The organism is Bradyrhizobium sp. UFLA06-06 (assembly GCF_054820065.1).
Genome location: NZ_JADFUD010000001.1, coordinates 346,301 through 370,383, shown reverse-complemented (window position 1 = coordinate 370,383; position 24,083 = coordinate 346,301). Strand labels below are relative to the sequence as shown.

At 65.4% G+C, this 24,083-nt stretch carries 19 protein-coding genes; 6 read left to right on the top strand and 13 right to left on the bottom strand.

The genetic code is table 11. The annotated features are described in order from the left end of the window. The first annotated feature begins 79 nt into the window (after positions 1 to 79). The 3 genes from IF803_RS01615 to IF803_RS01605 all read left to right on the top strand — a co-directional run bounded on the left by IF803_RS01615 (position 80) and on the right by IF803_RS01605 (position 3,476). Positions 80 to 1,342 carry a Tm-1-like ATP-binding domain-containing protein gene (locus tag IF803_RS01615; RefSeq protein ID WP_461191030.1) on the top strand — a complete coding sequence of 421 codons (1,263 nt, stop codon included), beginning with the start codon at positions 80 to 82 and terminating at the stop codon, positions 1,340 to 1,342. After that, positions 1,339 to 2,004 (top strand): HAD family hydrolase, encoded by a 666-nt coding sequence (locus IF803_RS01610; RefSeq protein WP_461191029.1) that lies wholly within the window; start codon positions 1,339 to 1,341, stop codon positions 2,002 to 2,004. Before IF803_RS01615 ends, IF803_RS01610 begins: the two co-directional genes overlap by 4 nt. A 119-nt stretch (positions 2,005 to 2,123) precedes the next feature. Beyond that, entirely contained in the window at positions 2,124 to 3,476 is a 1,353-nt protein-coding gene (locus tag IF803_RS01605; RefSeq protein WP_461191028.1) for an aminotransferase class III-fold pyridoxal phosphate-dependent enzyme, read from the top strand. Here the strand turns inward: IF803_RS01605 and IF803_RS01600 are convergent. The 10 genes from IF803_RS01600 to IF803_RS01555 form a co-directional block, all read right to left on the bottom strand. Next, positions 3,462 to 3,779 (bottom strand): hypothetical protein, encoded by a 318-nt coding sequence (locus tag IF803_RS01600; RefSeq protein ID WP_461191027.1) that lies wholly within the window; start codon positions 3,777 to 3,779, stop codon positions 3,462 to 3,464. The genes IF803_RS01605 and IF803_RS01600 overlap by 15 nt on opposite strands. Continuing rightward, positions 3,776 to 5,788, bottom strand: coding sequence for a copper amine oxidase (locus IF803_RS01595; protein WP_461191026.1), 2,013 nt, complete (start codon positions 5,786 to 5,788; stop codon positions 3,776 to 3,778). Before IF803_RS01595 ends, IF803_RS01600 begins: the two co-directional genes overlap by 4 nt. 65 nt (positions 5,789 to 5,853) lie before the next feature. After that, complete coding sequence (locus IF803_RS01590; protein WP_461191025.1) at positions 5,854 to 6,879, bottom strand: branched-chain amino acid ABC transporter permease; 1,026 nt, start codon at positions 6,877 to 6,879, stop codon at positions 5,854 to 5,856. Further along, a complete protein-coding gene (locus IF803_RS01585) occupies positions 6,879 to 7,745 on the bottom strand; it encodes a branched-chain amino acid ABC transporter permease (RefSeq protein ID WP_057017060.1) in 867 nt (288 codons plus the stop codon). The genes IF803_RS01590 and IF803_RS01585 overlap by 1 nt, the downstream gene beginning before the upstream one ends. Before the next feature lie 16 nt (positions 7,746 to 7,761). Continuing rightward, a complete protein-coding gene (locus IF803_RS01580; RefSeq protein WP_028331396.1) occupies positions 7,762 to 8,460 on the bottom strand; it encodes an ABC transporter ATP-binding protein in 699 nt (232 codons plus the stop codon). Then, a complete protein-coding gene (locus IF803_RS01575) occupies positions 8,447 to 9,178 on the bottom strand; it encodes an ABC transporter ATP-binding protein (RefSeq protein ID WP_461191024.1) in 732 nt (243 codons plus the stop codon). The genes IF803_RS01580 and IF803_RS01575 overlap by 14 nt, the downstream gene beginning before the upstream one ends. Position 9,179: 1 nt before the next feature. Next, entirely contained in the window at positions 9,180 to 10,493 is a 1,314-nt protein-coding gene (locus IF803_RS01570; RefSeq protein ID WP_461191023.1) for an ABC transporter substrate-binding protein, read from the bottom strand. 45 nt (positions 10,494 to 10,538) lie between these two features. After that, on the bottom strand, positions 10,539 to 11,627 hold the full coding sequence (locus IF803_RS01565; protein ID WP_461191022.1) for a CobW family GTP-binding protein: 1,089 nt from the start codon (positions 11,625 to 11,627) through the stop codon (positions 10,539 to 10,541). Further along, positions 11,627 to 13,294: an amidohydrolase gene (locus IF803_RS01560; RefSeq protein ID WP_461191021.1), complete on the bottom strand. Its 1,668-nt coding sequence runs from the start codon at positions 13,292 to 13,294 to the stop codon at positions 11,627 to 11,629. The genes IF803_RS01565 and IF803_RS01560 overlap by 1 nt, the downstream gene beginning before the upstream one ends. A gap of 414 nt (positions 13,295 to 13,708) precedes the next feature. Continuing rightward, the gene (locus tag IF803_RS01555) at positions 13,709 to 15,286 is read right to left on the bottom strand and encodes a gamma-glutamyltransferase family protein (RefSeq protein WP_461191020.1); all 1,578 of its coding nucleotides are present in this window, start codon (positions 15,284 to 15,286) and stop codon (positions 13,709 to 13,711) included. Positions 15,287 to 15,786: 500 nt separating this feature from the next. Here IF803_RS01555 and IF803_RS01550 point away from each other — a divergent pair, with 500 nt between their 5' ends. Then, positions 15,787 to 16,716 carry a D-alanyl-D-alanine carboxypeptidase family protein gene (locus IF803_RS01550; RefSeq protein WP_461191019.1) on the top strand — a complete coding sequence of 310 codons (930 nt, stop codon included), beginning with the start codon at positions 15,787 to 15,789 and terminating at the stop codon, positions 16,714 to 16,716. Positions 16,717 to 18,045: 1,329 nt separating this feature from the next. On the opposite strand, the gene IF803_RS01545 is transcribed toward IF803_RS01550, so the two are convergent. Next, positions 18,046 to 18,720 carry a helix-turn-helix transcriptional regulator gene (locus IF803_RS01545; protein ID WP_016845730.1) on the bottom strand — a complete coding sequence of 225 codons (675 nt, stop codon included), beginning with the start codon at positions 18,718 to 18,720 and terminating at the stop codon, positions 18,046 to 18,048. 234 nt (positions 18,721 to 18,954) lie between these two features. Between IF803_RS01545 and IF803_RS01540 the strand changes: the two genes are divergently transcribed. Then, positions 18,955 to 20,157: a serine hydrolase domain-containing protein gene (locus IF803_RS01540; protein WP_461191018.1), complete on the top strand. Its 1,203-nt coding sequence runs from the start codon at positions 18,955 to 18,957 to the stop codon at positions 20,155 to 20,157. A 22-nt stretch (positions 20,158 to 20,179) separates the two neighbouring features. Beyond that, on the top strand, positions 20,180 to 21,769 hold the full coding sequence (locus IF803_RS01535) for an ABC transporter substrate-binding protein (protein ID WP_461191017.1): 1,590 nt from the start codon (positions 20,180 to 20,182) through the stop codon (positions 21,767 to 21,769). Positions 21,770 to 21,775: 6 nt separating this feature from the next. Here IF803_RS01535 and IF803_RS01530 read toward each other — a convergent pair whose 3' ends face one another. Both IF803_RS01530 and IF803_RS01525 read right to left on the bottom strand, forming a co-directional pair. Further along, positions 21,776 to 23,179, bottom strand: coding sequence for an amidase (locus IF803_RS01530; protein ID WP_461191016.1), 1,404 nt, complete (start codon positions 23,177 to 23,179; stop codon positions 21,776 to 21,778). 86 nt (positions 23,180 to 23,265) lie between these two features. After that, on the bottom strand, positions 23,266 to 24,027 hold the full coding sequence (locus IF803_RS01525; RefSeq protein WP_431017017.1) for an SDR family NAD(P)-dependent oxidoreductase: 762 nt from the start codon (positions 24,025 to 24,027) through the stop codon (positions 23,266 to 23,268). Between the last annotated feature and the right edge of the window lie 56 nt (positions 24,028 to 24,083).

Genomic DNA, 24,083 nt, shown 5'->3' with positions numbered 1-24,083 from the left:
GCACGATGGCCGAGCGCTCCGCCTGCGTTATGCAAACCGGTTGTCACCATCCCTTACGCCTGCCGGCGAGCCGAAGGTCATGCCTGAGATGACGCAGCCCCGCATTCTCCTGATCGGAACGGGAGACACCAAGGCCGACGAACTGCTGTTCATGAGCGAGTGCATCGCGCGCGCCGGTGGCCGAACCATCATGATGGACATCAGCGTGCTCGGCGATCCACCGTACCAGGTGGCACATGACAAGCACGCGGTGGCGGCCGCCGCACAGACCACGATCGAGGCTGTCGCATCGAGCGGCGACGAGAATTCCGCGATGTCGCTGATGGCGGTCGGCGCCGCCAATCTGGCGCGCGCGCTCGCTGAGCGCGATGCCATCGACGGCGTGATCGCGATCGGCGGCACGATGGGCACCGACCTTGCGCTCGACGTCGCGCAGGCGCTGCCGCTCGGCCTGCCGAAGCTGATCGTCTCGACCGTCGCCTTCTCGCATCTGATCCCGCCCGAGCGCGTCGCCGCCGATCTGATGATGATCCTGTGGGCCGGCGGCCTCTATGGCCTCAACGGCACCTGCACCGCCGTGCTGTCGCAAGCCTGCGGCGCGATCGTCGGCGCCGCCAGAAGCGCAATCAGGCCGCGCAAGGATCGGCCGGTCGTTGCGATCACCTCGCTCGGCAAGAGCTGCCTGCGCTACATGGTCGAGCTCAAGCCGCAGCTTGAGCGGCGCGGCTACGAGGTGGTCGTCTTCCACACCACCGGCATGGGCGGCCGCGCGATGGAATCGATCGCCGCCCAAGGTGGCTTTGCCGCGGTGCTGGACCTCAGCCTGCAGGAGGTCGCCAACCAGCTCACCGGCTCGGTGGTCAATTCCGGCGCTGACAGGCTGGAGAATGCGGGCAGAGCCGGGATTCCACAGATCGTCGCACCCGGGGCGATCGACATGGTCGACTTCCCGGCATGGCTTGGGGTTCCGAACGAGCTGTCGGATCGTCCATTCCACGCGCACAACCGGCTGCTTGCGTCGGCAACGTCGGGATCCACTGATCGCCAACGGATCGCCCGCGCGATTGCCGGGAAACTGTCCCAGGCCAACGCTCCCGTTGCCTTCGTGCTGCCCGCCGGCGGCATCCAGCAATGGGATCGCGAAGGCGAAGCCTTGCACGATCCCGACGCCCTCGCCGCCTTCGTCGACGCCATGCGGTCGGCGATCGAGGCGCCCGTCGAGCTGCACGAGATCAAGAATCACATCAACAGCGCCGCATTCAACGAAACGGTGCTCGGCATCTTCGACCGATGGGTCGCTGCCGGCATTGTCCCTCGCGGCCGCACCACGGCTGCCGCATGAGGAGGCCGCTTGCCCAGGCGCTGGTGCTCGACTTCGGCGGGGTGATCTCGAAGACATTGTTCGAGACCCATGACCTGACCGAGCGTACGCTCGGGCTCGCCCCGTGCACACTGAAATGGCTCGGACCGTTCGCGCCCGACAGCGATCCGCTCTGGACTTCCATGCAGCGTGGCGAAATTTCTGAGCGCGACTACTGGCTGACCCGCAGCCGAGAGGTCGGGCGCCTTGTCGGCGAGGACTGGCGCGACATGGAGACCTTCGTGAAACGTGCGCGCGGCGCCGATCCCGACACCGTGATCCGCCCCGAGGCAGAGCGCGCGATCACCCTCGCCGCCAATGCCGGGTTCCGGCTCGCCATTCTCTCGAACGAGCTCGACCTGTTCTACGGTGCCGATTTCCGCAGCCGTCTTTCTATCCTCAAGCGCTTCGACACCATCGTCGATGCCACGCATACCGGGATCCTGAAACCCGACCCTCGCGCCTACCAAAGCGTGCTGGACGAACTGGCGCTGGAGGCAGACAATTGCGTCTTCGTCGACGACCAGCGCCGCAACATCGCAGGCGCCGCCGCATGCAACATGCGCACGGTGCTATTCGATGTGCGCAATCCTGCCGCGTCCTACAGCGAGGCGCTGCGGCATTTCGGGCTGCAATTCGACTAAAGCGCTTTCGAGCGAAGTGGGTACCGGTTCGCGTGAAGAAAGCGCATCAAGACTAGAATCTGGAGCCCCGTCCCGATTCCATCGGAACGGAAAAGGCTCCAGCCGGACAGGGAACGATCATGCGCGACAGAAACTTCCTGGTTGAGAACAACGCCAAGCCGATCTGGCACCCGATGGCCCATCCCGCCGAGATGCGGGCGCAGCCGCCGCGGATCGTGATGAAGGGTGAAGGCGTTGAAGTCACCGATATCGACGGCAAGACCGTGATCGATGCGGTCGGCGGATTGTGGAATGTCAATCTCGGCTACAGCTGCGATCCGATCAAGCAGGCGATCGCGGACCAGCTCAGCGCGCTGCCGTATTATTCGGGCTTCCGCGGCACCTCGAGTGGGCCCTCGATCGAGCTCGCCTACGAGCTCACCGAATGGTTCAGGCCGGAAGGCATGGTGCGCGCTTTCTTCACCTCGGGCGGCTCGGACTCGGTCGAGACCGCGCTGCGGCTCGCGCGGCAATACTGGAAGATCAAGGGCCAGGCTGACCGCACCAAGTTCCTGGCGCTGAAGAAGGGCTACCACGGCACCCATTTCGGCGGCGCTTCCGTCAACGGCAACGCTAATTTCCGCCGCAACTATGAGCCGATGCTGCCCGGCGTGTTCCATATCCCCGCGCCATCGACCTATCGCAATCCCTTCAACGAGACCGATCCCGCAAAGCTCGCGCAGCTGTGCGCGGCGGCGATGGAGGAGGAGATCGCGTTCCAGGGCGCCGACACCATCGCCGCCTTCATCATGGAGCCGGTGTTAGGGGCCGGCGGCGTGATCGTGCCGCCGGACAGCTTCATGAAGCTCGTGCGCGAGATCTGCGAGCGTCACGGCATCCTGATGATTGCGGATGAGGTCGTCACCGGTTTCGGACGCACCGGCGCGTGGTCGGGTTCGCGGCTCTGGGGCGTGAAGCCCGACATGATGACGATGGCCAAGGCGATCACGTCGGGCTATTTCCCGCTCGGCGCGACGCTGATCGGCGAGCGGATCGCGGAGGCCTTCGAGGCCGATACGACCACGTTCGGCTCGATCGGCCACGGCTACACCTATTCCGGCCATCCGGTCGGCTGCGCCGCGGGCCTTGCGGCGCTCGCCGAGACCCGCCGCCTCAAGCTTGACGAGAATGCCGCCGCGCGCGGCGAGGAGCTTGCGCGCGCGCTCGCCGCGCTCAAGGCGAGGCATGCGCTGGTCGGCGACGTCAGGGGCAAGGGTTTGATGGCCGCGCTCGAACTGGTCGCCGATCGCGACAGCAAGAAGCCTGCCGACAAGAAGACGATGGCGAAGGTTGCCGACGCCGCCTACGAGGCCGGCGTGATGCTCCGCGTCTCCGGCAACAACCTGATCCTGTCGCCGCCCCTGATCCTGACGTCGGCCGACGTGAGGCGGATCGCCGAAGGAATCGACGCAGGGCTCTCAGCGGCTACCTGACACCGCACTCACACAGGCCATGGCGCGCTCGAACAGCGCGCCGTCCGCCTTGTCGCGGTCGAGGCACTCGGCCAGCGATATGGCCGACATCCGTTGGTCGGTGCAGAAGATGCGCATGAAGTCGGCCGCCAGCGCGACCTTGCGCGGCGCCGGTTGCCTCTCCCAGTCGCTGGTGCTCAGATAGAGCAAGGACGCATCGTCGGCGATGCTCTCGGCCGCCGCGCCACGCGCGGCTGGGCCGGTTGCCAACAGCGCCAGCAGCGCGCCGGCAGCCACTCCGATGCGATGCGCGCGGCCGCTCATTTGGTGTCCCTGGCATTCACCATCGGCGGCACGTCGAGCGCGGGATTGCGATCGAAGAAGTTGAACGGACGCAGCCGGAAGCCATGCCACAGGCCCGGCATGACCGGCCAATCCTCGGCGCGCGGCACGTGGCGGAAGCCGACCGTGTACCACAGCACGAGGTCGCGGTCCTCGATCGGCCGCTTCGCCGCCGTCCATTTCGGCAGGCCGTCGACCTCAGGGTTTCCGTTCGGATACATGCCCGCGGCATAGCGCTCGTCCCTGGCGTAGGCCGAGGTCCACAGCGTATAGGCGCTGAAACCGGCACGCAGCTGGATCGGATCGTCCTTGGCGAGCAGCGAGACGTCGGAGTGGCCGGGCATCAACTGATAGCTCGTGCGATAGCCGCGGCTGTTGGTCTTGCCCGTGCTCTCGATCCTGAACTGCGCCGCGTTCAGCGGCATCGTGATCGGCCCTTCGGTCGCAACCGGCCTGGTGTCGACCTGCCAGAGGCTCTTGCGCTGACCCTGCTCCAGCCGGCGGACATTGAAGCGATCCTCGACCAGCCGGTTCGCGGTGCCGTCGACGTCCATGTCGATCCGGAACGTCATGTAGTGATCGTGATTGACCGCGAGCAGCCGTTCGTCGACCAGCGTCCCAAAGGCGGTATCCTGCGCCGCCGTCGGGTCGCTCAGTGTCTTGCTCGCGACGCCCTTGGTGGCATCGATGCCGTAGGCGCCGAGCCGCACATCGATATTGCCGGCACGGTCGAACACGTAGTCCACCAGATAGTCGTAATTGCCGACCACCGGCGCCATCCGCACCACCAGCTCGTTGTTCGGCCGCACCTCGGCGGTGTTGTTGATCAGCTCGCTGTGGCGCCAGATCGGATCGCCGGTCGGGCGCTCGAAGATACAGACCGCGCCCTTGGACACGACCGGCGCACCCTTGGTATCCGAGATCGTCAGGTCGAGATAATGCGCGCCTTCGGGACAATCCACGCCGCGCTGCAATTCGCTGGAGAGCACGCCAAAGCCGTACTCGCCGATATCCATATAGGCGCGGAACGACCAGGTCGGCGCCGGATCCATATAGGGCACGAACATCTCGCTCGCCGAGATCTGATAGGCGATGTCGCGGAGCGTGCCGTGGTCATCGTAGCGGATCAGCGACAGCACGGCGCCGACGCGCGGCTCGAGACGGACATGGAACGACCAGTTGTCCCAGCGGACCTGACCGCCCTCCACCTTCACATTGCTGCCCTCGGGCGCGGTGATCTCGATCGGCTTCGGTGCCTTGCGATATGTTCCGGAGTCGGCATAGGCGTGCGAGGGCGTCTGCGGCGGTGGCGGCACCACGCCGAGATCGGTCACCGACAGCACCGTTTTGCTCTTGAGATCAACCTGGGCGAACAGGTTCTCGATCGGCTTGCCCCAGAGATTGTTGGCGGCGCCCGTGGTGTCAACACAGGGAACGTTGAGCAGGCGGCGGCCTTTCAGGGTCGGGTCGCTCACCGGACCGACCGTCAGCGGCAGACACATGACGTTGCGGAAATCGGTGATGCCGCGCTTGGCCATCGCGGCGATCCAGCGCTGGTCCTGCTTCGGCAGGTCGCCAGCGGAGATCAGCTCGTCGATGGTCAGCGCAGCCTCATGATCCCTGACTTCCTGCCAGCCGAGCAGGCTCCGCGCGGCGAGATCGATATGCGCCTCGTAGAGATGCCCGCCGCTCAGCAACGTGGCGCTGGCCCGGCGCGTGAAGGGCTGTCCGGGCTTCCACGCCCGCACCTCGTCCTTGGGGTCCTCCTCGACCGACATCGAGACGACCCGCGCCGAATCGTCGAGCTTGCCGGCGCCGCGAAGGGTATCGGAGACCGAGCGGATTTCGTCGGTGGTGAGCCCGTCCATCGGGTGCGTTGCGGTCACCTGCGGCCACATCCGGCGCTCGGCCTGCGCCGGCAGCGGCGCCGCCAATGTTGCGACCATCAGACCGGCCACTGCCCATACGCCATGCCGGGATATCAGAGCCATTCCGCCCTCCACTCAAAGCCAGAACTGTCAGAATACAAGCAACGGTGGCGACGTGAAGGCCCGCTTCATCCGGTAACCTGTTCCGACGCAGCCGGCAGGATCGCGGCCGCGGCCGGGCGCGGCGCGGCGCGGTGGACATCGAGCAGCCGCACGCCGATGCGATCGCGCAAGGCCGGCCAGATGCCGCGCGGCGCCACGATCATCACCACGACGGCGATGATGCCGAGCCCGACCAGATACCAGCCGCCGGACAGCCCGAGCGGTCCGGTCATCAGCTCGCGCAGGCCGAAGAAGATGATGACGCCGAGGATCGGGCCTTCCAGGGTTCCGATACCGCCGATGATCACGATGAACATCATGTAGACGGACCAGTTGACGTCGAAGGCCGCCAGCGGCGCGATGAACAGATTGCCCATGAAGCTGAGCGCGCCGGCGAGCCCGCATCCCGCCGCCGAGAGCACGAAGGCGACGAAACGATTGTGCCGGACGTCGACGCCGACGCTCATCGCGGCCAGATCATTGTCGCGCACGCTCATCAGCCCGAGCCCGAAGCTCGAGGTCATCATCCTGTACAGCGCCGCAATGGTCACGAGCGTCAGGCCGCCGGCGAGCCAGAACATCGTCGGCTCGAACCAGTCGAAATCGATCAGCTTGCTGGTCGCGAGCGGCACGCCCGACGTGCCGCCGACGGCCTGCGACTTCATCGTGAACGCACCGATGATCTCGGCGAACACCCACATCGCGATCGAGAAATAGGCGTCGCGCAAACGAAACAGCGGAAAGGCGATGATCGCCGCAACCGCGCCCGCCACCAGCGGCGCGACCGGCAGCACCCAGATCGGCGTGACCTCGAGCCAGCCGGAGGTCAGGAACAGCGCATAGGCGCCGAACGCGATGAAGACCTGGTGGCCGAGCGACACCAGCCCGGCATAGCCCGCCAGCAGGTTCCACATCTGCGCCATCGTCAGCAAGAGCAGGCACTCGGTCGCGAGCCGCAGAAAACCCTCGTTCAGCACGAAGGGGGCGCCGGCGATCACCGCGACGAGCACGATGGCAGAGGCCGCAAGAATGGTCCGTGTCGGCATCGGCATCACACCCTGCTCGACACGAGACCCGACGGCCGGATCAGCAGCATGATGAAGAACAGGAGGTGCGCATAGAGCAGCCCAGCATTCGGATCGATCTTCAGCCCGATCAATTGCGCCATGCCGAGCGCGATGCCGCCGAGCAGCGCGCCCCAGAACGAGCCGAGCCCGCCGAGCACAACGACCTCGAACGCGATCAGCAGCCGCTCGGCGCCCGAGAACGGCGTGAAGCTCGAGCGCACCGCGAGCAGCACGCCGCCGATCGCGCCGAGCGCGAGCGACAGGCCCATGACGTAGTTATAAACCCGGTCCGGCTTGACCCCGGACAGCCGGACGATATCGCGGCGGTCGGCGGTGGCGCGCACGATCCGGCCGAACTCGGTATGGCGCAGCACGAGTTGCAGCGCCATGAACAGCAATGCGGCGAGCACCAGCGTCAGCAGCGGCATGATGCCGATGTTCAGCCCGGCGATTTCGAGGCTGGCGCGCGACAGCTCGCCGACCTGGAGGCTGCGCACGTCGGCGCCGAACACCTCGACCATCACGTTGCGCAGAATGACTGAAACGCCGAACGTAAGCAGCAGCGGAGAGAGCGGATCGGGCGACGTCACGACGCGGTTGACGATGGCGGCCTGGTAGAGCCAACCGACCGCAAAGGACAGCGCGATCACCGGAATCAGCATCAACAGCGGCGACACCTGCGGAAACAGGTTGGCGAGCAGCACGGCGCAGAACGCGCTCAGCACCATGAACTCGCCATGCGCGATGTTGACGACGCGCATCACGCCGAACACCAGCGCGAGCCCGATGCCGAGCAGGCCATAGAGCCCGCCGAGCAGAGCCCCGTTGATCAATGTCTCAACCCAGATCATGTCGTGCCAATCCTGGCTAGTTGCCGAAATAGGCGTGCGTCAGCTGCTCCGGCTGCAAGCCTTGCGCCGGGCCGGTCAGCGACACCCGCCCCTTCAACAGGCAATAGATCCGCTCCGAGGTCGCGAGCGCGCGCTTGACGTCCTGCTCGACCAGCACGACGGCGGTACCCTCGCGGCGGATGTCGGCAAAGGAGCGATAGATCTGCTCGACCACGACCGGCGCGAGCCCGAGCGAGATCTCGTCGCACAGCAGGAGCCGCGGGTTCGACATCAGCGCGCGGCCGATCGCCGCCATCTGCTGCTGGCCGCCGGAGAGCTGGCCGGGAAACATCCGCCGCCGCTCCTCGAGGATCGGGAACAGGTCGAACACTCGCCGCAAGGTCCAGCTCCCTTTGCGCCGGTTGACGCTGCCCATCAGCAGGTTCTCCTCGATCGTCAGCGAGTCGAACAGCAGGCGGCCCTCGGGCACCATGATGAGGCCGAGCCGCGACACCTCTTCGGCCGGCATCTGCGAGATATCGATGCCGTCGAACTGCACCGCCCCTCGCCGCTCCTCGTTCAGACCGACCAGCGCCTTCAGGAAGGTGGACTTGCCGGCACCGTTGGCGCCGACCAGCGCCACCGCCTCGCCGTCCGCGACGGTGAAGTTCATGTCGAACACGGCTTGCAGATCGCCGTAGAAGATCTGCAGGCCATTCACATCAAGCAACGCCATCGGCCTTCAATCCCATGTAGATCTCGCGGACCACGGCGCTGTCCATGACCTCGGCCGGCGGTCCCTCCAGCACCTTGCGGCCGAAATCGAGCACCAGGATGCGGTCCGACACCGCGCGCAGCGCGTGCGGAATGTGCTCGATCCAGATCATGGCGTGATCGGCCTTCACCGACTGGATGACGGCAACGAGGCGCTCGACCTCGGGTTCGGTCAGCCCGGCGGCGATCTCGTCGAGCAGGATCAGCTTGGGCTTCGAGGCCAGCGCCTTGGCGAATTCCAGCCGCTTGCGGTCGATCAGCGGCAAGGCGCCGGCGAGCTTGTCCGCTTTGGCGTCGAGCCCGGTGCGCTGCAACACCTCCATGGTCCAGCTCGATGCCGCCTCGCCGGTGAGGCCCGCGCCGTAGGATGTCGCGACCAGCGCGTTCTCATAGACCGACAGATGCGGGAACGGCTGCGGGATCTGGAACGCGCGCCCGAGCCCCATCCGCGCCCGGCGATGCGGCGGCAGGGCTGATATCTCCCTGTCGTCGAGCATGATCGAGCCGCCGTCGGCCGTGAGCAGGCCGACGATCAGGTTGAGCAGCGAGCTCTTGCCGGCGCCGTTTGGGCCGATCACGCCGAGGCACTCGCCGCGCGCCAGCGCGAAGCTGACATTGTCGGCGACCACGATCTCGCCAAAGCGCTTGGCCAGCCCGCTGACGCGCAGAAGCGGTGCCATCTCAGGCCAGCTTGGAGAGCAGCTGGAGATCGGCCTGCTTCGGGATGAACGGCGCCGTTCCGTTGTGCACGATCAGGAGCTCGTATTTCGACTTGCCGCCCTTGGCCTTGCGCCATTGCCCGCCCGACAGCGAGGTCACCGCGACGTTCTTGATCGGGCTGTCCTTGAACTTGACCCGGCCGACCACGGTCTCCATGTCGAGGCCGGCGATCGCATCGCGCAATGAGTTCTTGTCCTTGGGATCGCTGTTCTGCAACGCCGCGAGCCCGACCTCCCACAGCGCATGGGCGTAGCCGATCGGCTGGGTCCACTGCTTGCCTGTGGTCTTCTCCCATTCCGCGGCGAGCTCGCCAGCGTTCTGCCCGGTCAGCGAGGACTTGAACGGATAGGCCGGCGTCCACCACACCTCGGTCGACATGCCGTCGCCGCGATCGCCGAGCGCATTCACCGCGGCCGGGAACAGGAACGCCGCCGCCACCGTGCAGATCTGCGGCTTGAAACCGGCCTGCGCCGCCTGATTCCACAGCGTCACCCAGTGATTGCTGAAGGTGAAGCCGGAGACGATGTCGACGCCGTTGTTCTTGAACAGCGCGATCTGGTTGGTGAAGTCGTCGGTCGCGATCTGGAATTTGCCGGCCGAGAATTCCTGATAGCCGGCCGCCGATATGCCCGCCGGCAGGCCGAGCTTCGGATCGGAGAACGCCTGGCCCGGCGGGTTGTCGATATAGAGCGTGCCGACCTTCTTGTTGGTCTCGACCGACTGCCACATGCCCAAGAAGTTCTTCGCAACGTCGTCGGCGCCCCAGAAGAAGTGGTAGCTGTAGGGAAAACCCTTGTCCGGCGTCGACTTGCGCGGGAACATCCAGCCCTGCCACGGCACCATGGTCGAGATGGTGGGAATGCCGCGGGCGTCGGCGAGCTCCTGCACCGGCGGCTGCGCGTCGCCGTCCTCGATCAGGATCAGGTCGCACTTTTCACGGAGCACCAATTCACTTGCGATCACCGACGATCGGTTCGGATCGGATTGATTGTCCTTGAACACCAGCTCGACCTGATAGGTCTTGCCGCCGATCTTCAGACCATCCTTCAGCCGTGCCTTGATGCGCTCATGGATCCAGGGATCGGGCTCGGCGAACTGCGCCCGGACGCCGGAGAGGCAGCCGACCCAGCCGATCTTGATGGTGTTCCCGGCGGCCCGCGCGACATTGACCAGCGGCACGTTCATCGCCGATGCGAGACCGGTGGCACCCGCCGCTTTCAAGAGCGTGCGCCGGTCGAGCCGGCCGGACGCGGTATTGTTCCTTGTCTCAGTCATGTCCCTCTCCCTCAACAACCAATGATGAAAATGCCTGACCGCGGCTCACGCTGCGGATCGTTGGATCGCCGCACGGCTCACCGCGGCGAATTTGCACAAGGTGTTTTCGATGATCTGGCGCGGGATGCCGCGCACGATGAAGACGAGCCGCGAGCGCCGGTCCGCCGACGGCCAGCCGGCAAGCGTGATCGGCGGATGGAACACGTGCTGCACGCCGTGCACCACCATGGGCGCGTCGGGCTGCTCGGCGACGTGCACGATCGCCTTGAAGCGCAGCAGGTCCTCGCCTTTGAGCGCCGCGACATAGTCGAGCCAGCGCGCGAACGCCTCGCGCTGGATCGGCTCGTCGATGATCAGGCTGTAGGACGACACGCCCGCATCGTGCGCGTGATGGCTGTGGTGGCCGCACGCCTCGCCCTCGCAGTGATGATCCCCGTCATGGTGCGGCGCGTTGGCCGCCTGCGACGCCAGATCGAACCAGCGCACGACATCGGCGGAGCGCGCCGCCGGATCGAACAGCCCGGCACCGAGGACTTTCGCCGGATCGACGATCCCGTTTCGCACTTTCGTGCGCGTCGCGACCGGATTGATCGCCGCAAGCTGGGCGTCGAGCCGCGCCATTGCATCACCGGCGGCAAGGTCGGTCTTGGTGACTAGCAGCCGGTCGGCGACCGCGATCTGCCTGACGGCCTCGCCATGCGCCACAAGGGTGTGTGCACCATTAACCGCATCGACGGTCGCGACCACGCCGTCGATCCGGTAGCGACTGAGGACATCGGGCGCCGTCATCAGCGTGTGCAGCACGGGCACGGGATCGGCGAGCCCGGTGGTCTCGACCAGCACCCGGTGGAATGGCGGGATCGTGCCGTCAGCGCGGCGCGACGCAAGGTCGGCCAGCGTCTCGATCAGATCCTCGCGCACCGAGCAGCAGATGCAGCCATTGTCGAGCAGCGCCAGGCGGTCCTCGCTGCTCTCGACCAGCAGATGATCCAGCGCCACCTCGCCGAACTCGTTGATGATGGCGACGACGCCATTGAGCTCGGGCTGGCGCAGCAAATGGTTCAGCACCGTGGTCTTGCCGCTGCCGAGGAAGCCGGTCAGCACCGTGACCGGGATCTGATCCACCGCTGCCATCAAGCGCCCCGCTCGTAGACCTTGCGGCCCTCGAAGAAGGTCATCTCGACCCGCGTATCGGCCAATTGATCCGGCGGGACGTCGAAGATCATCTGATCGAGCACGATGAGGTCGGCCGATTTGCCGACCTCGATCGAGCCGATCGACTGGCCGAGGCCGGCCGCGCGTGCGGCATCGATGGTGTAGATGTCGATCACGGTCTTGAGATCGAGCGCCTGCTCCGCCCACAGCGACTTGCCGGGAAAATCCCCGGTCGGATTTTGCCGCGTCACCATGCCCTCGATGCCCTGCCAGGGATCGGGGATCGGGATCACCGGCCAGTCCGAGCCGCCGGCCATCAGCGCGCCGGCCTCTTTCAGATCGCGGTTCGGCCAGAAGCGCTGCGCCCGCTCCTCCCCCATCGCGGCCTTGTGCGCCTCGAGGAAGATGGTCGGATACCAGATGATCGGCGACAGATCGGCCGCGACCCCGAGCTCGGCGAAGCGCTTGATATCGTCGGGCGCGATATAGCTCGCATGCGCGATCTGATGGATCAGATGGGTCGGGCCGTTGAAGCTGCGCACGACATCGATGGCGTCGAGCGCCTGCGTCACCGCGGCATCGCCCGCGCAGTGGATCTTCGCGGCAAGGCCCAGCTTCTCGCAGCGCCCGAGCCAGCGGATCAGGTCCGGCACGGTCAGCATGGTCGCGCCGCGGAAGCAGCAGCCGCGCACTGGGTCGGCCACATACGGCTCGTGGAAGGCCGCGGTCTTGGCGCCCGGCACGCCGTCGAGGAACACCTTCACATAATCGGGTTTCACATGCGCGCCGCGGTAATCCTCGCGCAGCGCGAACAGCTCCTCGCCGGCCTTGCCGAACATGAAGCCCGGCTCGACCACCGGCATCGCACAGACCGCCCAGGCCGTGAGCTCGCCGCGGTCGTCGAGGCCCTTCAGCGCCGCCATGATCGGCTGCATGCTGGCGGCGTCGATGAAGGCGGTGACGCCATAGGCATTCAGCACCGAGATCGAGCGCGCCACCGCCGCGCGGTCCATCTCGGCAGTATAGTGACCGGAGGCCGCGAGCGCCCGCTCGACCAGGCCGGAGGCGGCCTCGATCATGATCCCGGTGAGCGTTCCGGACTTGAGGTCGCGGCCGATCTCGCCGTCGGTCGGGTCAGCCGTATCGGCCGCAACGCCGGCCAGCCGCAGCGCCGCCGAGCTCGCCCAGCGATTATGATAGGTGTCGTCGCGCAATACGACGGGATGCCCGAGGCAGGCAGCGTCCAGCAGCGCGCAGGACTCCGCGGTGTTCATCTCGTTCAGGAGATTGTTGCCGAACTGCCCGCCGACGATCCAGGCGCCGGGCGCAGCCACTGAGGCAGCCTTGTGCAGGGTCTCGGCGATCCTTGGAATGCTGTCGGCGTTGGAGAAGCGCAGCTCGTAGAGATCGGCCTGCCCGCCCATCATGATGTGATTGTGGATGTCGACGATCCCCGGCATCGCCATGCGTCCGCCGAGATCGACGGTCGCCGTCCCTTCGCCGATGAGCGCCGCGACGTCGCGCTCCTCGCCCACGGCGATGAACCGGCCGGCCTTGACGGCCGCGCATGTCGCCCAGGGTTGCCCGCGGTTCGACGTGTAGATCCGGCCGTTGCGGAAGACCGTGTCGGCGAATGTCCTGTTCATACGGATCAAACTTCTCGATTGGGAAAGCCTGGAGCGATCAGCCTCTCACCGTGCGGTGCACAGGGCTGAACCGCGCACGACGCCGGCATGATGGCCAAACGTTCGGCATGTCGGCATTTGGAACAATCCACCGTCCGGTGGATGCTCCGCCGCCTGCCGCGATGCGGGCGGCGCGGCGCCTAGCGCGCGGTGACTTCATTTCAAATCGTGCGGCAGGCCCCGCTTCACCTCGCCCCGCTTGCGGGGAGAGGTCGGAACGCATCGTAGATGCGTTCCGGGTGAGGGGGAGCCTCCGCAAACGCACTATCGCCGGATGCGCGGAGACAGCCCCTCACCCCAACCCTCTCCCCGTAAGAACGGGGCGAGGGAGCGCAGTTCCGTTGCGGCCGTTAGTCGATATAGTCCCATCGCCCTTCAGAAGCCCAGCGCGAGGCCGTCCTTGCGGTGGTCGGAGGCACCGAACAGCACGCCCCTCGCATGGTCGATGCGGATCGCCTGGCAGCCGCCGATCGGCTCTTCCGAGAACCGCGCATCGTGGCCGCGGGCGCGAAGGTCGTCGCGTACCCCTGGAGAAATGGTCGTCTCCAGCGACAGCGCGCCGTCGAAGGCAAAGGAACGCGGCGCCTCGGCCGCGGCCTGGATGTCCATCTGCATGTCGAAGATGTTGGACAGCAGATTGGCATGGCCCGCCGCCTGGTAATGTCCGCCCATCACGCCGAACGACATCACGGTCTTGTCGTCCTTGCGCAGCAGGCCCGGGATGATGGTGTGCATCGGGCGTTTGCGCGGCCCGAGCGAATTCGGATGTCCGGGCCTGGCGCGAAAGCTCCAGCCGCGGTTGTGCAGCAGCACGCCCGATTGCGGCGCGTAGATGCCGCTGCCGAACGGATAGAACAGCGAATTGATCAGCGACACGGCATTGAGGTCGCGGTCGACCACCGTGACATAGACGGTGTCGCGGTGCTCGATATCGTCCCAGGTCACGGGCGCGGATGCGCGGCGCATGTCGATCTTGCCACGAATCCTCCCGATATAGTCGTCGGCAAGGAAAGCGGCCGGATCGACCTTGCCGGTGGCGGGATCGCAAAAGAAGGCGTCGCGCGCGCGGTAGGCGGCCTTGGTCGCTTCGGCCAGCAGATGGATGCGATCGGCCTCTCCGAGCTTGCCGACATCGAAGCCGGCAAGCGTCCGCAGGATCATCAGCGCGGCCAGGCCCTGCCCGTTCGGCGGACACTCGACCACGTCGTGGTCGTGGTACCGCGCCGAGATCGGGCGCACATAGTCGGAGGTCTGGGCAGCGAAATCGTCGCTGCTGTGAGCGCCGCCCAGGACGCGCAAGATGGCCACCATCTCGTCGGCAGCCTCGCCCGCGTAGAACGCGTCGCGCCCGTGCTGCGCGATCCGGCGAAGAGTGCGGCCGAGCGCGGGTTGCGTACGGATGTCGCCGACCTCAGGCGCCTTGCCACCGGGCAGGAACTGCGCCGCCGCATTGCCGTCGAACTCGATCCGGGCCCGGAAGCGGCGCCAGTCCTCCGCGACGCGCGGCGTCACGCAAAAGCCCCGCTCGGCAGCCGAGATCGCCGGCCGGAAGATCTCCTCCAGCGACCTGCTGCCGTGATCGGCGACCAGCCTGCACCACGCATCGATCGCGCCGGGCACGGTCACCGCCTCGGGCGCGGTCGGCGGAATGTCGCGCGCGCCGCATGCGGCAAATTTCTCGGCATCGGTCGCGGCCGGCGTGCGGCCAGAGCCATTCAGCGCGATCGGCTCGCCGGCGTCAGGCGAATACAGCGCGAAGCAGTCGCCGCCGATCCCGGTCATCTGCGGCTCGACCACGCCCTGCACCGCGACCGCCGCCACCGCGGCATCGACGGCATTGCCGCCGGCCTTCAGCATCTCGACCGCGGCCAGCGTCGCCTGCGGGTGCGAGGTCGCGGCCATGCCACGCTCCGCAACCGCCACCGAACGACCGATGGCCATGAAATCACGCATGTCGAATCCTCTGATGTTGCGAGCGGCAGCCGCTCGCCAACATTGTCGAATACGACACCGGTCCTTGGCGGACTCTCGGCTGGCCGCGCCGTGAGCGGCAATCCACCTAACGGTGGATCGGTGAATGCGGACGATGGTCATCCCGCTAGACGCTTCTTGGACGCGGCGAATTGATCCGGCGGGCAACCGGGCAAAACCTGTCAAACCTGCGCGTGAGGAATTTTTTCGGCCTGTCTGAATAGTTGCGTGCTCGGCAGAAATTCGCGGTGGGTAACTGGTTGCCAAGCCCGGAGCGCGGTGGCACGCTACCTGATCAATTTCGCTTATGTTGACGGCCAATGCCGATGTCATCTCTCAAAGCGCTTCATGGCGCCAGGCGAAGTCGGTTCGGTTGCGGGGCTGGTTGGTTACGCATTGCCTCGTCTCTGGTTTCACTGTCATGCTGCGCCGTTGTTCACGACGTGCGCGCAGCGTCGCCCAATGAGGAGTCGAGCCGACAGGTGACGGCATCCGAACCGTCTGCTCAATCCGATGCCAACGGGAGTGCATTGCCGGACGCGGACCGAGCGTCGCCCGAGGCTCTGCCGATGACGCCAAGCGAGAAGCAAACCGAGCAGGCCTCTCAAACCGCCGACATTGCCGACCCGCTCAAGGCCGCTCCGGACAATGTCGATACAGTCTTGGTCCTGGACGAATGCTTTGTTGCCGAGAGGTGCATCGACCGGTTCCTTGGCGCGCTTTACATGCGCGCGCCGAAGACCGACTGGATCGTCGTGTACGAAAAAAGGGACGTGATCATCAAACGGAAGCGCAAGCTGATCACCGTCACACGCAGCTTCCCGAAGCGGGTCGAAAATGACTTCGGATGGAAAGACCCCAAGGCGGCAGAAAGAGCCCGCATGCCTCTGATGGATTACGTGATCGGAGGGATGGATCGAGCCTTCAAGCTAAAGCTGTTCTATATGCTCCATGCAGCGGAACAGGCCGGACTGGCACCCGGGATCACAAGCGGATTCCGCGATGACTACCGCCAATCGATTGCAAACGGGCTGAAGGCCGCAAATGACAAATCTTATCACGGTGGCAGCTCGCGTGGAGGCTATGGTCACGGGCTCGCCGCGGACGTCGTCAGCATGAATGGCGGCAGCAAGGAGGAGCGTGCAAGCGAGACCAAGAGATTATGGAAATGGGTCGACGAGCACGAAAAGCAGTTCGGAGTCGGACGTCCATATTTGAATGGAGACCCCGCGCATCTCGCACCGGTCGATGGTCGGGAGTATGCTGCTCATCGTACGGTATCAAGGCACACAAGGCTGGCCGGCAAGCGACATACCCGGATTGCAGCATCTTCCAGACATGGCGTGACCACGCGCGCAAAGTCAAAGGCAGCGTCGAAGGGCGCGACGACGAGAGTCAGCTCGCGCCTCTGATTGGCCTACCCTTCGTGCGCTCCGGCGCGCCCCAGCTCAGGGGGTGAGCTGGGGCTAACGGCGGCTTCGGAGGCTGTAGCGGCCAGCCTCCAGCCATGACGTTACGCCTTTCTCCTGAATCCCATCCACCAGGAACCGCAATTGCTGCGCCGCGCTACCACTTTTGCGCCGCTGGATTCAGTAGCCACTAAATCTGTTACGCAGGGGCTAGCTCAGAATGGCAATTGCCGCGTGCATTCGTCGATCTACTATGTCCCTAGTCGTGCGGATTGGCCGACATTTACCCACACCCGACCATGCACCTCGCGCGATCAGGGATCGCCGCTTCGGGCCCACGAAGCGACGGTCCCGCCCAATTCCGGATGCGACAAATCAACCCGACGGGCAACACAGCAAAAACCTGTCAATCCCCGCGCGTGAAAATATTTCGCTTTATCCGAAGCGCAACTCAATGCTATAGATCACCCGTCTCGCCCGATCGAGGGGCGCTTCGCGGTCGTCACGAACGTGGGTCGAGATGCGGTGGACGCCGATTGCGCAACTGACGAGTGCGCGTGAAGCGGACGGCGAAATCGTGCAGGCCTGACGCCCTAGCGGCAGGTGTCCTCTCGCAAAACGCACAAGCGTTTGCGAAGGCGGTGACAAAAAAGCCAAGTCTCACCGGGGAGAGCACGTATAAGCCGTAACCCATCGCGCAGGGAAAGCCGGGTTGTTTCCGGTTACACCTGTGGTCCTACCCCCGAGCTTTCTACCCATTGCTCGGGGCCCATGGGTGCGATCGGCACCCGGCTTTCCCTGCGCCCTCTTCAAGCGAGAGGGCGGAACGAAGCGCAAGACTCGGGCAAATCATGTCGCGAGAATGTGGATGTGTGACTCACGGACCCGCGCAACAAATTTGGTGTCGTCCTGGCGAAAGCCAGGACCCATTACCCCAAATCTCAATTGTTGCGCGACGCTGGGGCCACGGCTTTCCTCACCAACCCAATCCTGTAGTTATGGGTCCCGGCCTTCGCCGGGACGACGCGTGGAAGGAGCGGTGTGCTGGCATGTTCTTCGGTGTCATCGCCCGGCTCGCCGCCTCCGCTGAAGCTCTGGCGTGCCCAAGACCACAAACCCCGTCGAAGCCTTGGCGTAGAACCATCCTCACCGTCGTCCCTGCCTAGTGCGCAATTGCGCACGGGAGCAGGGACCCATAACCACAGGCAGTCATTGTTGAGCGACGCCCGAACGACAGATCCCCTCACAACATCCGCCGCGGCGTATGGGTCCCTGCTTTCGCAGGGACGACGTGCTGAAAGTGCCGCGGACTCGTAATCGACAGCCCGCGCCTCAATGCAGCCGCGACATCATCGCCACCACAGCCGAGCGGGTCTCGACGCCGAGCTTCTCGAAGATATGGATCAGATGCGTCTTCACCGTCGCGAGACCGATGTTCAGGCATTCGCCGATCTCGCGGTTGGTTCGGCCGCAGCACAAGAGTTCGACGACTTCCATCTCGCGCGAGGTCAGGCCAAAGCGCGCCGGCTCGTCGGCATTCGACGACAGGCGGCTGGTCAGGTTGAACTCGAGGTAGTCGTGGATCTTCTCCGCAATGTGCATGCTGCCATCCGGGATCGCGCAGCCCGGCGCCCACAGCACGCTCATTCCGGCGACGATGCGGTCGTTGCGGCGGAAGAAGAACTCGATCATGTCGGCGACGCCGCATTGGCCGGCGAAGGCGCGATAGGTCGCCGCCTCCTGGGTCGCGCATTGGTCGAGCGCTGTGCTCAGCCGTGCAATCGGCCGGTTGCTTGCCGAGCGCGGATGCAACGGATCGAGCCGGTTCATGCCGGCAAGATACTGATCGTGGAAACTCGGCGGCACGTTGCTGCTGAGCACGAAGCGGTTGAGGGTCAAATTGCCGTCGACCTCGTAGAACGCGGTCGCCGACCCCTCGAGAATGCCGCGCGCGAACTGAATGGCCTGCGTGGTTGCCGGATCCGGTCGGCCCAGAAGCGCGATCATGACCTACCTCCCGATGTTTCCCGATGGCGAACGTCTGCGCGCCGCATGCCCGTCACGCTGGGGCAGCCGCGGGCCATAGTCAAGCAAATTGCGGGCCAAGCGCACGAAGCGCACATCCGGGGAAACGGTTACGCCGAAGTAACCCAACGGCCCCCTCCACCATCCGGTTGATTGCGAGCGACGCGAGCCATGCGGAACTTTCGCACATCATCCGATGTCATTGCTGGATCAAGAATGAATTCGCGTCGCATCATGGCCGCCTTCCCGTCGGCGGCCGACGAACAGGTCACGCTCGCCAACTGGCGTCAGCATCCCTTCAACGAGTGGGCATTCCGCAATGTCCGCGAACTGCTGCCCACCGCGAACATCGCGCGCGCCGCAGCGCCGGCGCCGCTGTCCTTTGCGCCGCGCTATCTCGACGACGTCAGCTTCGCCAACCCGCGCGGCGAGACGGTCGGCGTCGGCGAGGCGCTGCGCACCAGCCACACCGACGGCATCGTGGTGTCGCATCGCGGACAGGTCGCGTACGAGTGGTATGCCCATGGCCTCACGCCCGATACCCCGCACCTGATCTTCTCCGTCAGCAAGTCGGTCGCCGGAACGCTCGGCGGCATCCTTGCCGATCACGGCAAGCTCGACCCCGACGCGCCGGTTACGCGCTACATCCCGGAGATGGAAGGCTCGGTCTATGGCGGCAGCTGCACGGTGCGGCATCTGCTCGACATGAGCGTCGGCATCCGCTTCGACGAAGATTACATGGCGCGCGACGGCGACGTCATGAACTACCGGCGCTCGACCGGTTGGGAGCTGCCGGATCCTGCAGTCCCGCCGAGCAATCTGCGCGACTATCTGCGCACGCTGCGGCCGAACGGCGCACCGCATGGAGAGACCTTCCACTACGTCTCGACCAACACCGATGTGCTCGGCTGGGTCTATGAGCGCGCCTGCGGCCTGTCCTACGCAAAGATCCTCTCGCACTATCTGTGGCAGCCGATGGGCGCCGAGCACGACGCCTACATCACCGTCGATTCACGCGGCGCAGGCCGCGTCGCCGGCGGCATCTGCGCGACACTGCGCGATCTCGCCCGCTTCGGCGAGATGATGCGCAATCACGGCATCAGCAACGGACGACAGGTCGTCCCCGGCTGGTGGATCGACGACATCAGGCAGAACGGCAATGCCGAGGCCTGGTCGCGCGGCGACCTGACGAAGGTGTTTCCAAACGGCAATTACCGCAACAAGTGGTACACGCTCGATCGGCGCGAAACGCCGTTTGCCGCGGTCGGCATCCATGGCCAGTGGATCTACATCGATCCCACCAACGAGACCGTGATCGCGCGCGTCTCCTCGCAGCCGCTGCCGATGGATCTCGATCTCGATCACATGTGGATGCGCGGCTATCGCGCGATCGCGGCCAGGCTTGCCGGCAAGGCCTGACCGGTTGCGACAGGGGGACATCATGGGACCATCGATCAACCGGCGCCGTCTGTTGCAGATCGGCGCGGGAGCAAGCCTCGGCATCGCGATGCCGCGCGTCGCGCGGGCCAGTTCGAAGACGATCACGGCCGTCATGCACGCGCCGCTACGCGCCACCGATCCGATCATGACGACGGCGTGGACCGCGCGCAACCACGGCTACATGATCTATGACACGCTGTTCTCGACCAATTCAAAATTCGAGATCAAGCCGCAGATGGTCGAGGCCTGGGAGGTCTCCGCCGACAACTTGACCTATACCTTCCGCCTGCGGCCCGGCCTCAAATTCCATGACGGCAGCGCGGTGACATCGGCCGACGTGATCCCTTCGCTGCAGCGTTGGGCCAGGCGCGACACGATGGGCCAGAAACTGTTCGAATTCGTCGCCGAGCTAAAGGCGATCGACGAGCGCACCTTCCGCATGGTGCTGAAGGAGCCGTGCGGCTTCGTGCTGGCGGCGCTCGGCAAACCGACCGCCAACGTGCCCTTCATCGTGCCGGCGCGGATCGCCGCGACGCCCGCCGACCAGGCCATATCAGATCACGTCGGCTCCGGACCTTTCCGCTTCGTGACGGCGGAATTCCAGCCCGGCGTCAAGGCCGCCTACGAAAAGAACCCGGACTACGTTTCGCGCGACGAACCGTCCGACGGCACCGGCGGCGGCAAGGTCGTCAAGATCGGCCGCTACGAATGGATCAGCGTGCCGGACTTCCAGATCGCGACCAACGCGCTTGTCAACGACGAGATCGACTATTTCGAGGTGCCGCCGCACGACCATCATCCGATTCTCGCGCGCGCCTCCAATGTCGAGCTGACCGATTACAACACGCTGGGCTTCTCCGGCATGTGCCGGATGAACTGGCTGGTGCCGCCGTTCGACCGGCCGGAGATCCGGCAAGCCGTGCTGCACGCGGTGAACCAGAAGGACTGGCTCGACACCCAGATCGGCAATCCCTATTGCTACAAGATCACGCCGGCGATCTTCGTCGCCGGCACGCCGTTCGAAAGCGCGGTCGGCTGGTCGACCAAGGCGGACACCGCGAAAGCCAGGGAGCTGCTCAAGCAGGGCGGCTACAAGGGCGAGCCGATCACGATCCTGCACGCGACCGACGCCCCGATCATCACCGCGCTCGGCACGGTCACCGCCGAGGCGCTGCGTTCGATCGGCATGAATGTCAACCTGCTCGCGATGGATTGGGGTTCGGTGGTGGCGCGACGCGCCAAACAGTCGATGCCGGCCGAGGGCGGCTGGTCGCTCTACCATTCGACCTGGGCCAGCGCCGACCTCGTCAATCCGATCGGCAATGCCTGCGTCAACGGCAAGGGCAAAAACGGCGGCTTCTTCGGCTGGGTCGAGGACGCCGAACTCGAGCGGCTGCGCGACAGCTTTGCCCGCACCGCGGCGTCGCCGGACCAGAAGGCGCTGGCCGACAAGATCCAGGCACGCGCCTATGAGGTGGTCACCCACGTCCCGACCGGGCAGTACAATCAACCGGCCGCGACGCGCAAGGCGTTGAAGGACATCGTCCGCGCGCCGGTGCCGCTGTTCTGGAACGTCGACAAGACCGGCTAGCGGCCCCTATTCGATCGGCGGCCGCCGCGTATGCCAATCCGTCACCGACTGGAACGCGGCGCCGGCGCGGACCAGAACGTCCTCGGAGAGATGCGGGCCGACCAGCTGCATGCTGAGCGGCATCTGATCCGAGGCCATGCCCATCGGCAGCGTGATGGTCGGACTGCCCGAGAAGTCGAACACCGCCGTAAAGCGCAGGATGCTCAGGAGCACGCTGGGGTCGGCGCCGTATTCGCTCATCTTGGTGAGCGTCGGGATTGGCACCGGCATCGTCGGGATCAGCAGCAGGTCGATATCTTCGAACATGGCGGCGAGGCTGCCGCTGAACTTCAACCGTTCATGATGGATGGCCGCAATATCGACGCCGCTCGTCGCCCGGCCCTGCTCGATCAGCTGCGCGAGGTCGGGCCCGTATTCCGACTTGCGCGATGGGTAGGTGTCGAGATGCGCCTCAGCCGTCTCCACCGAGCACATCGCAATCCACTGGCTGACGAGCTTCTGATAGGGCGGGAAATGCACCTCGTGGATGTCGGCACCGAGCGCGGCGAGCGTGCGTTCGGCTTGCAACAGCGCGGTCACGACCTGCCGATCGATGCCCTCCTGGGTGTACCTGCGGTCAACGCCGATCCTGAGGCCTCTTATGCCGTCGCCGATGCCGGCCAGATAGTTCGGCACCGGAGCCCGCAGGGCGGTCGGATCGTTGATATCAGCACCCGCGATGACGCCGAGCATCGCCGCGGCATCTGCAGCGCTCCGGCACATCGGCCCGACGTGATCGAGCGAGTCGGCCAGCGGGAAGACGCCGTGCCGGCTGACCCGCCCCCAGGTCGGCTTGATCCCGGTCAACCCGCAGGTCGCCGACGGAAAGCGGATCGAGCCGCCGGTGTCGCTGCCGATCGAGCCGTAGCAGAGCCCCGCCGAGGTCGCGACGCCCGATCCGGTCGACGAGGAGCCAACCCAGTAGTTCACATTCCACGGGTTGAGCGGGGCCTGAACGGCCGGATGGTGACTGGTGTAGGCCCCCTCCGTCATCTTCAGCTTGCCGAGCGTCACCGCGCCGGCAACTTCGAGCCGGTCCACGATCGTGGCATTGAAGGACGGCACAAACTTCGCGTGGATCGTGGTGCCACCGGCAGTCGGCGCAAACGAGGTGTAGCAGAGGTCCTTCAGCCCGATCGGAACGCCATGCAGCGGGCCGCGCCAGATGCCCTTGGCGATCTCCGCATCGTACTGCTTGGCCTGGGCCATCGCCCGCTCCGCAAGGACCAGCGCATAGCCGTGAAACTGTCCGTCCAGCTTCGCAATCCGGCTCAGCATCGCCTCGGTGATCTCCGAGGGCTTCGCCTCCTTGCGGCGAATGAGCTCGGAGATCTCGGTGATGGATTTGTAGTGCAATGAATCCGCTGACATCTGACGCCCTGCTGCTATCGGAAAATGCCTGTCTGGACCGCCGCCGCGGGCGGCGATCTCGCGACTCCGCTGACGGCGCGACCCGCCTAGAACTGGACGCCGCGCGTCAACGCGCCGTCCACCACGAGGTTGGTCCCCGTGATGAAGCTCGCCGCCCTGCTCGCCAGGAACACGGCGGCGTTCGCCATCTCCTGCGGCGTGCCCATGCGGCCGGTCGGGTTGAGCGCCAGTGCGGTCTTGTACAGTTCGGGATTGCCGTCCTTGATCATGTTCCAGACACCACCTTCGAAGTAGGTGTTGCCCGGCGACACCGAATTGGCCCGGATGCCCTTGGCCGCGAGCTGGTAGGCGAGGCCCTGCGTGTAGTGGATGATCGCCGCCTTGAACGTTCCGTAAGGACCGCTGGCAAAATCGACCTCGCGTCCCGATACGCTCGAGATCGTGACGATCGCGGCGGCGCCGCTCTTCTCCAGATACGGCATCGCCGCGTTGACGAGGCGCACCGTCCCCATCATGTCGGTGGAGAATTCCTTCTCCCAGCTCTCCTCGTCCTGCCCGATCGACAGCGCGCTGACATTGGCGACCACGACATCGATGCCGCCGAGCTTGGACGCCATGTCGGCGACCCAGGCCTTCAGGGCCGGCCCGTTCGAGACGTCGACGGCACTACCGAACGCCGCAACGCCCTTGGCCTTGAGCGCGGTGACCGCAGCGTCGACGTCGCCCTGATTGCGCGCACAGATGCCGACATTGGCGCCCTCGGCCGCGAACGTGTCGGCGATCGCCCTGCCGATACCCTTGGTGCTGCCGGTAACGAGAACCTTCGCTCCCTTGAGTCCGAGATCCATGTCCATTCCCTCCGTTATTATCAATTATGCAACGCAATGATCCTTACCGCATGGCG

What these genes read in the sequence shown, in the direction of transcription:
- IF803_RS01615 (WP_461191030.1), top strand. Translation starts at nt 80, where the DNA reads ATGCCTGAGATGACGCAGCCCCGCATTCTCCTGATCGGAACGGGAGAC.
- IF803_RS01610 (WP_461191029.1), top strand. Translation starts at nt 1,339, where the DNA reads ATGAGGAGGCCGCTTGCCCAGGCGCTGGTGCTCGACTTCGGCGGGGTG.
- IF803_RS01605 (WP_461191028.1), top strand. Translation starts at nt 2,124, where the DNA reads ATGCGCGACAGAAACTTCCTGGTTGAGAACAACGCCAAGCCGATCTGG.
- IF803_RS01600 (WP_461191027.1), bottom strand. Translation starts at nt 3,779, where the DNA reads ATGAGCGGCCGCGCGCATCGCATCGGAGTGGCTGCCGGCGCGCTGCTG.
- IF803_RS01595 (WP_461191026.1), bottom strand. Translation starts at nt 5,788, where the DNA reads ATGGCTCTGATATCCCGGCATGGCGTATGGGCAGTGGCCGGTCTGATG.
- IF803_RS01590 (WP_461191025.1), bottom strand. Translation starts at nt 6,879, where the DNA reads ATGCCGATGCCGACACGGACCATTCTTGCGGCCTCTGCCATCGTGCTC.
- IF803_RS01585 (WP_057017060.1), bottom strand. Translation starts at nt 7,745, where the DNA reads ATGATCTGGGTTGAGACATTGATCAACGGGGCTCTGCTCGGCGGGCTC.
- IF803_RS01580 (WP_028331396.1), bottom strand. Translation starts at nt 8,460, where the DNA reads ATGGCGTTGCTTGATGTGAATGGCCTGCAGATCTTCTACGGCGATCTG.
- IF803_RS01575 (WP_461191024.1), bottom strand. Translation starts at nt 9,178, where the DNA reads ATGGCACCGCTTCTGCGCGTCAGCGGGCTGGCCAAGCGCTTTGGCGAG.
- IF803_RS01570 (WP_461191023.1), bottom strand. Translation starts at nt 10,493, where the DNA reads ATGACTGAGACAAGGAACAATACCGCGTCCGGCCGGCTCGACCGGCGC.
- IF803_RS01565 (WP_461191022.1), bottom strand. Translation starts at nt 11,627, where the DNA reads ATGGCAGCGGTGGATCAGATCCCGGTCACGGTGCTGACCGGCTTCCTC.
- IF803_RS01560 (WP_461191021.1), bottom strand. Translation starts at nt 13,294, where the DNA reads ATGAACAGGACATTCGCCGACACGGTCTTCCGCAACGGCCGGATCTAC.
- IF803_RS01555 (WP_461191020.1), bottom strand. Translation starts at nt 15,286, where the DNA reads ATGCGTGATTTCATGGCCATCGGTCGTTCGGTGGCGGTTGCGGAGCGT.
- IF803_RS01545 (WP_016845730.1), bottom strand. Translation starts at nt 18,720, where the DNA reads ATGATCGCGCTTCTGGGCCGACCGGATCCGGCAACCACGCAGGCCATT.
- IF803_RS01540 (WP_461191018.1), top strand. Translation starts at nt 18,955, where the DNA reads ATGAATTCGCGTCGCATCATGGCCGCCTTCCCGTCGGCGGCCGACGAA.
- IF803_RS01535 (WP_461191017.1), top strand. Translation starts at nt 20,180, where the DNA reads ATGGGACCATCGATCAACCGGCGCCGTCTGTTGCAGATCGGCGCGGGA.
- IF803_RS01530 (WP_461191016.1), bottom strand. Translation starts at nt 23,179, where the DNA reads ATGTCAGCGGATTCATTGCACTACAAATCCATCACCGAGATCTCCGAG.
- IF803_RS01525 (WP_431017017.1), bottom strand. Translation starts at nt 24,027, where the DNA reads ATGGATCTCGGACTCAAGGGAGCGAAGGTTCTCGTTACCGGCAGCACC.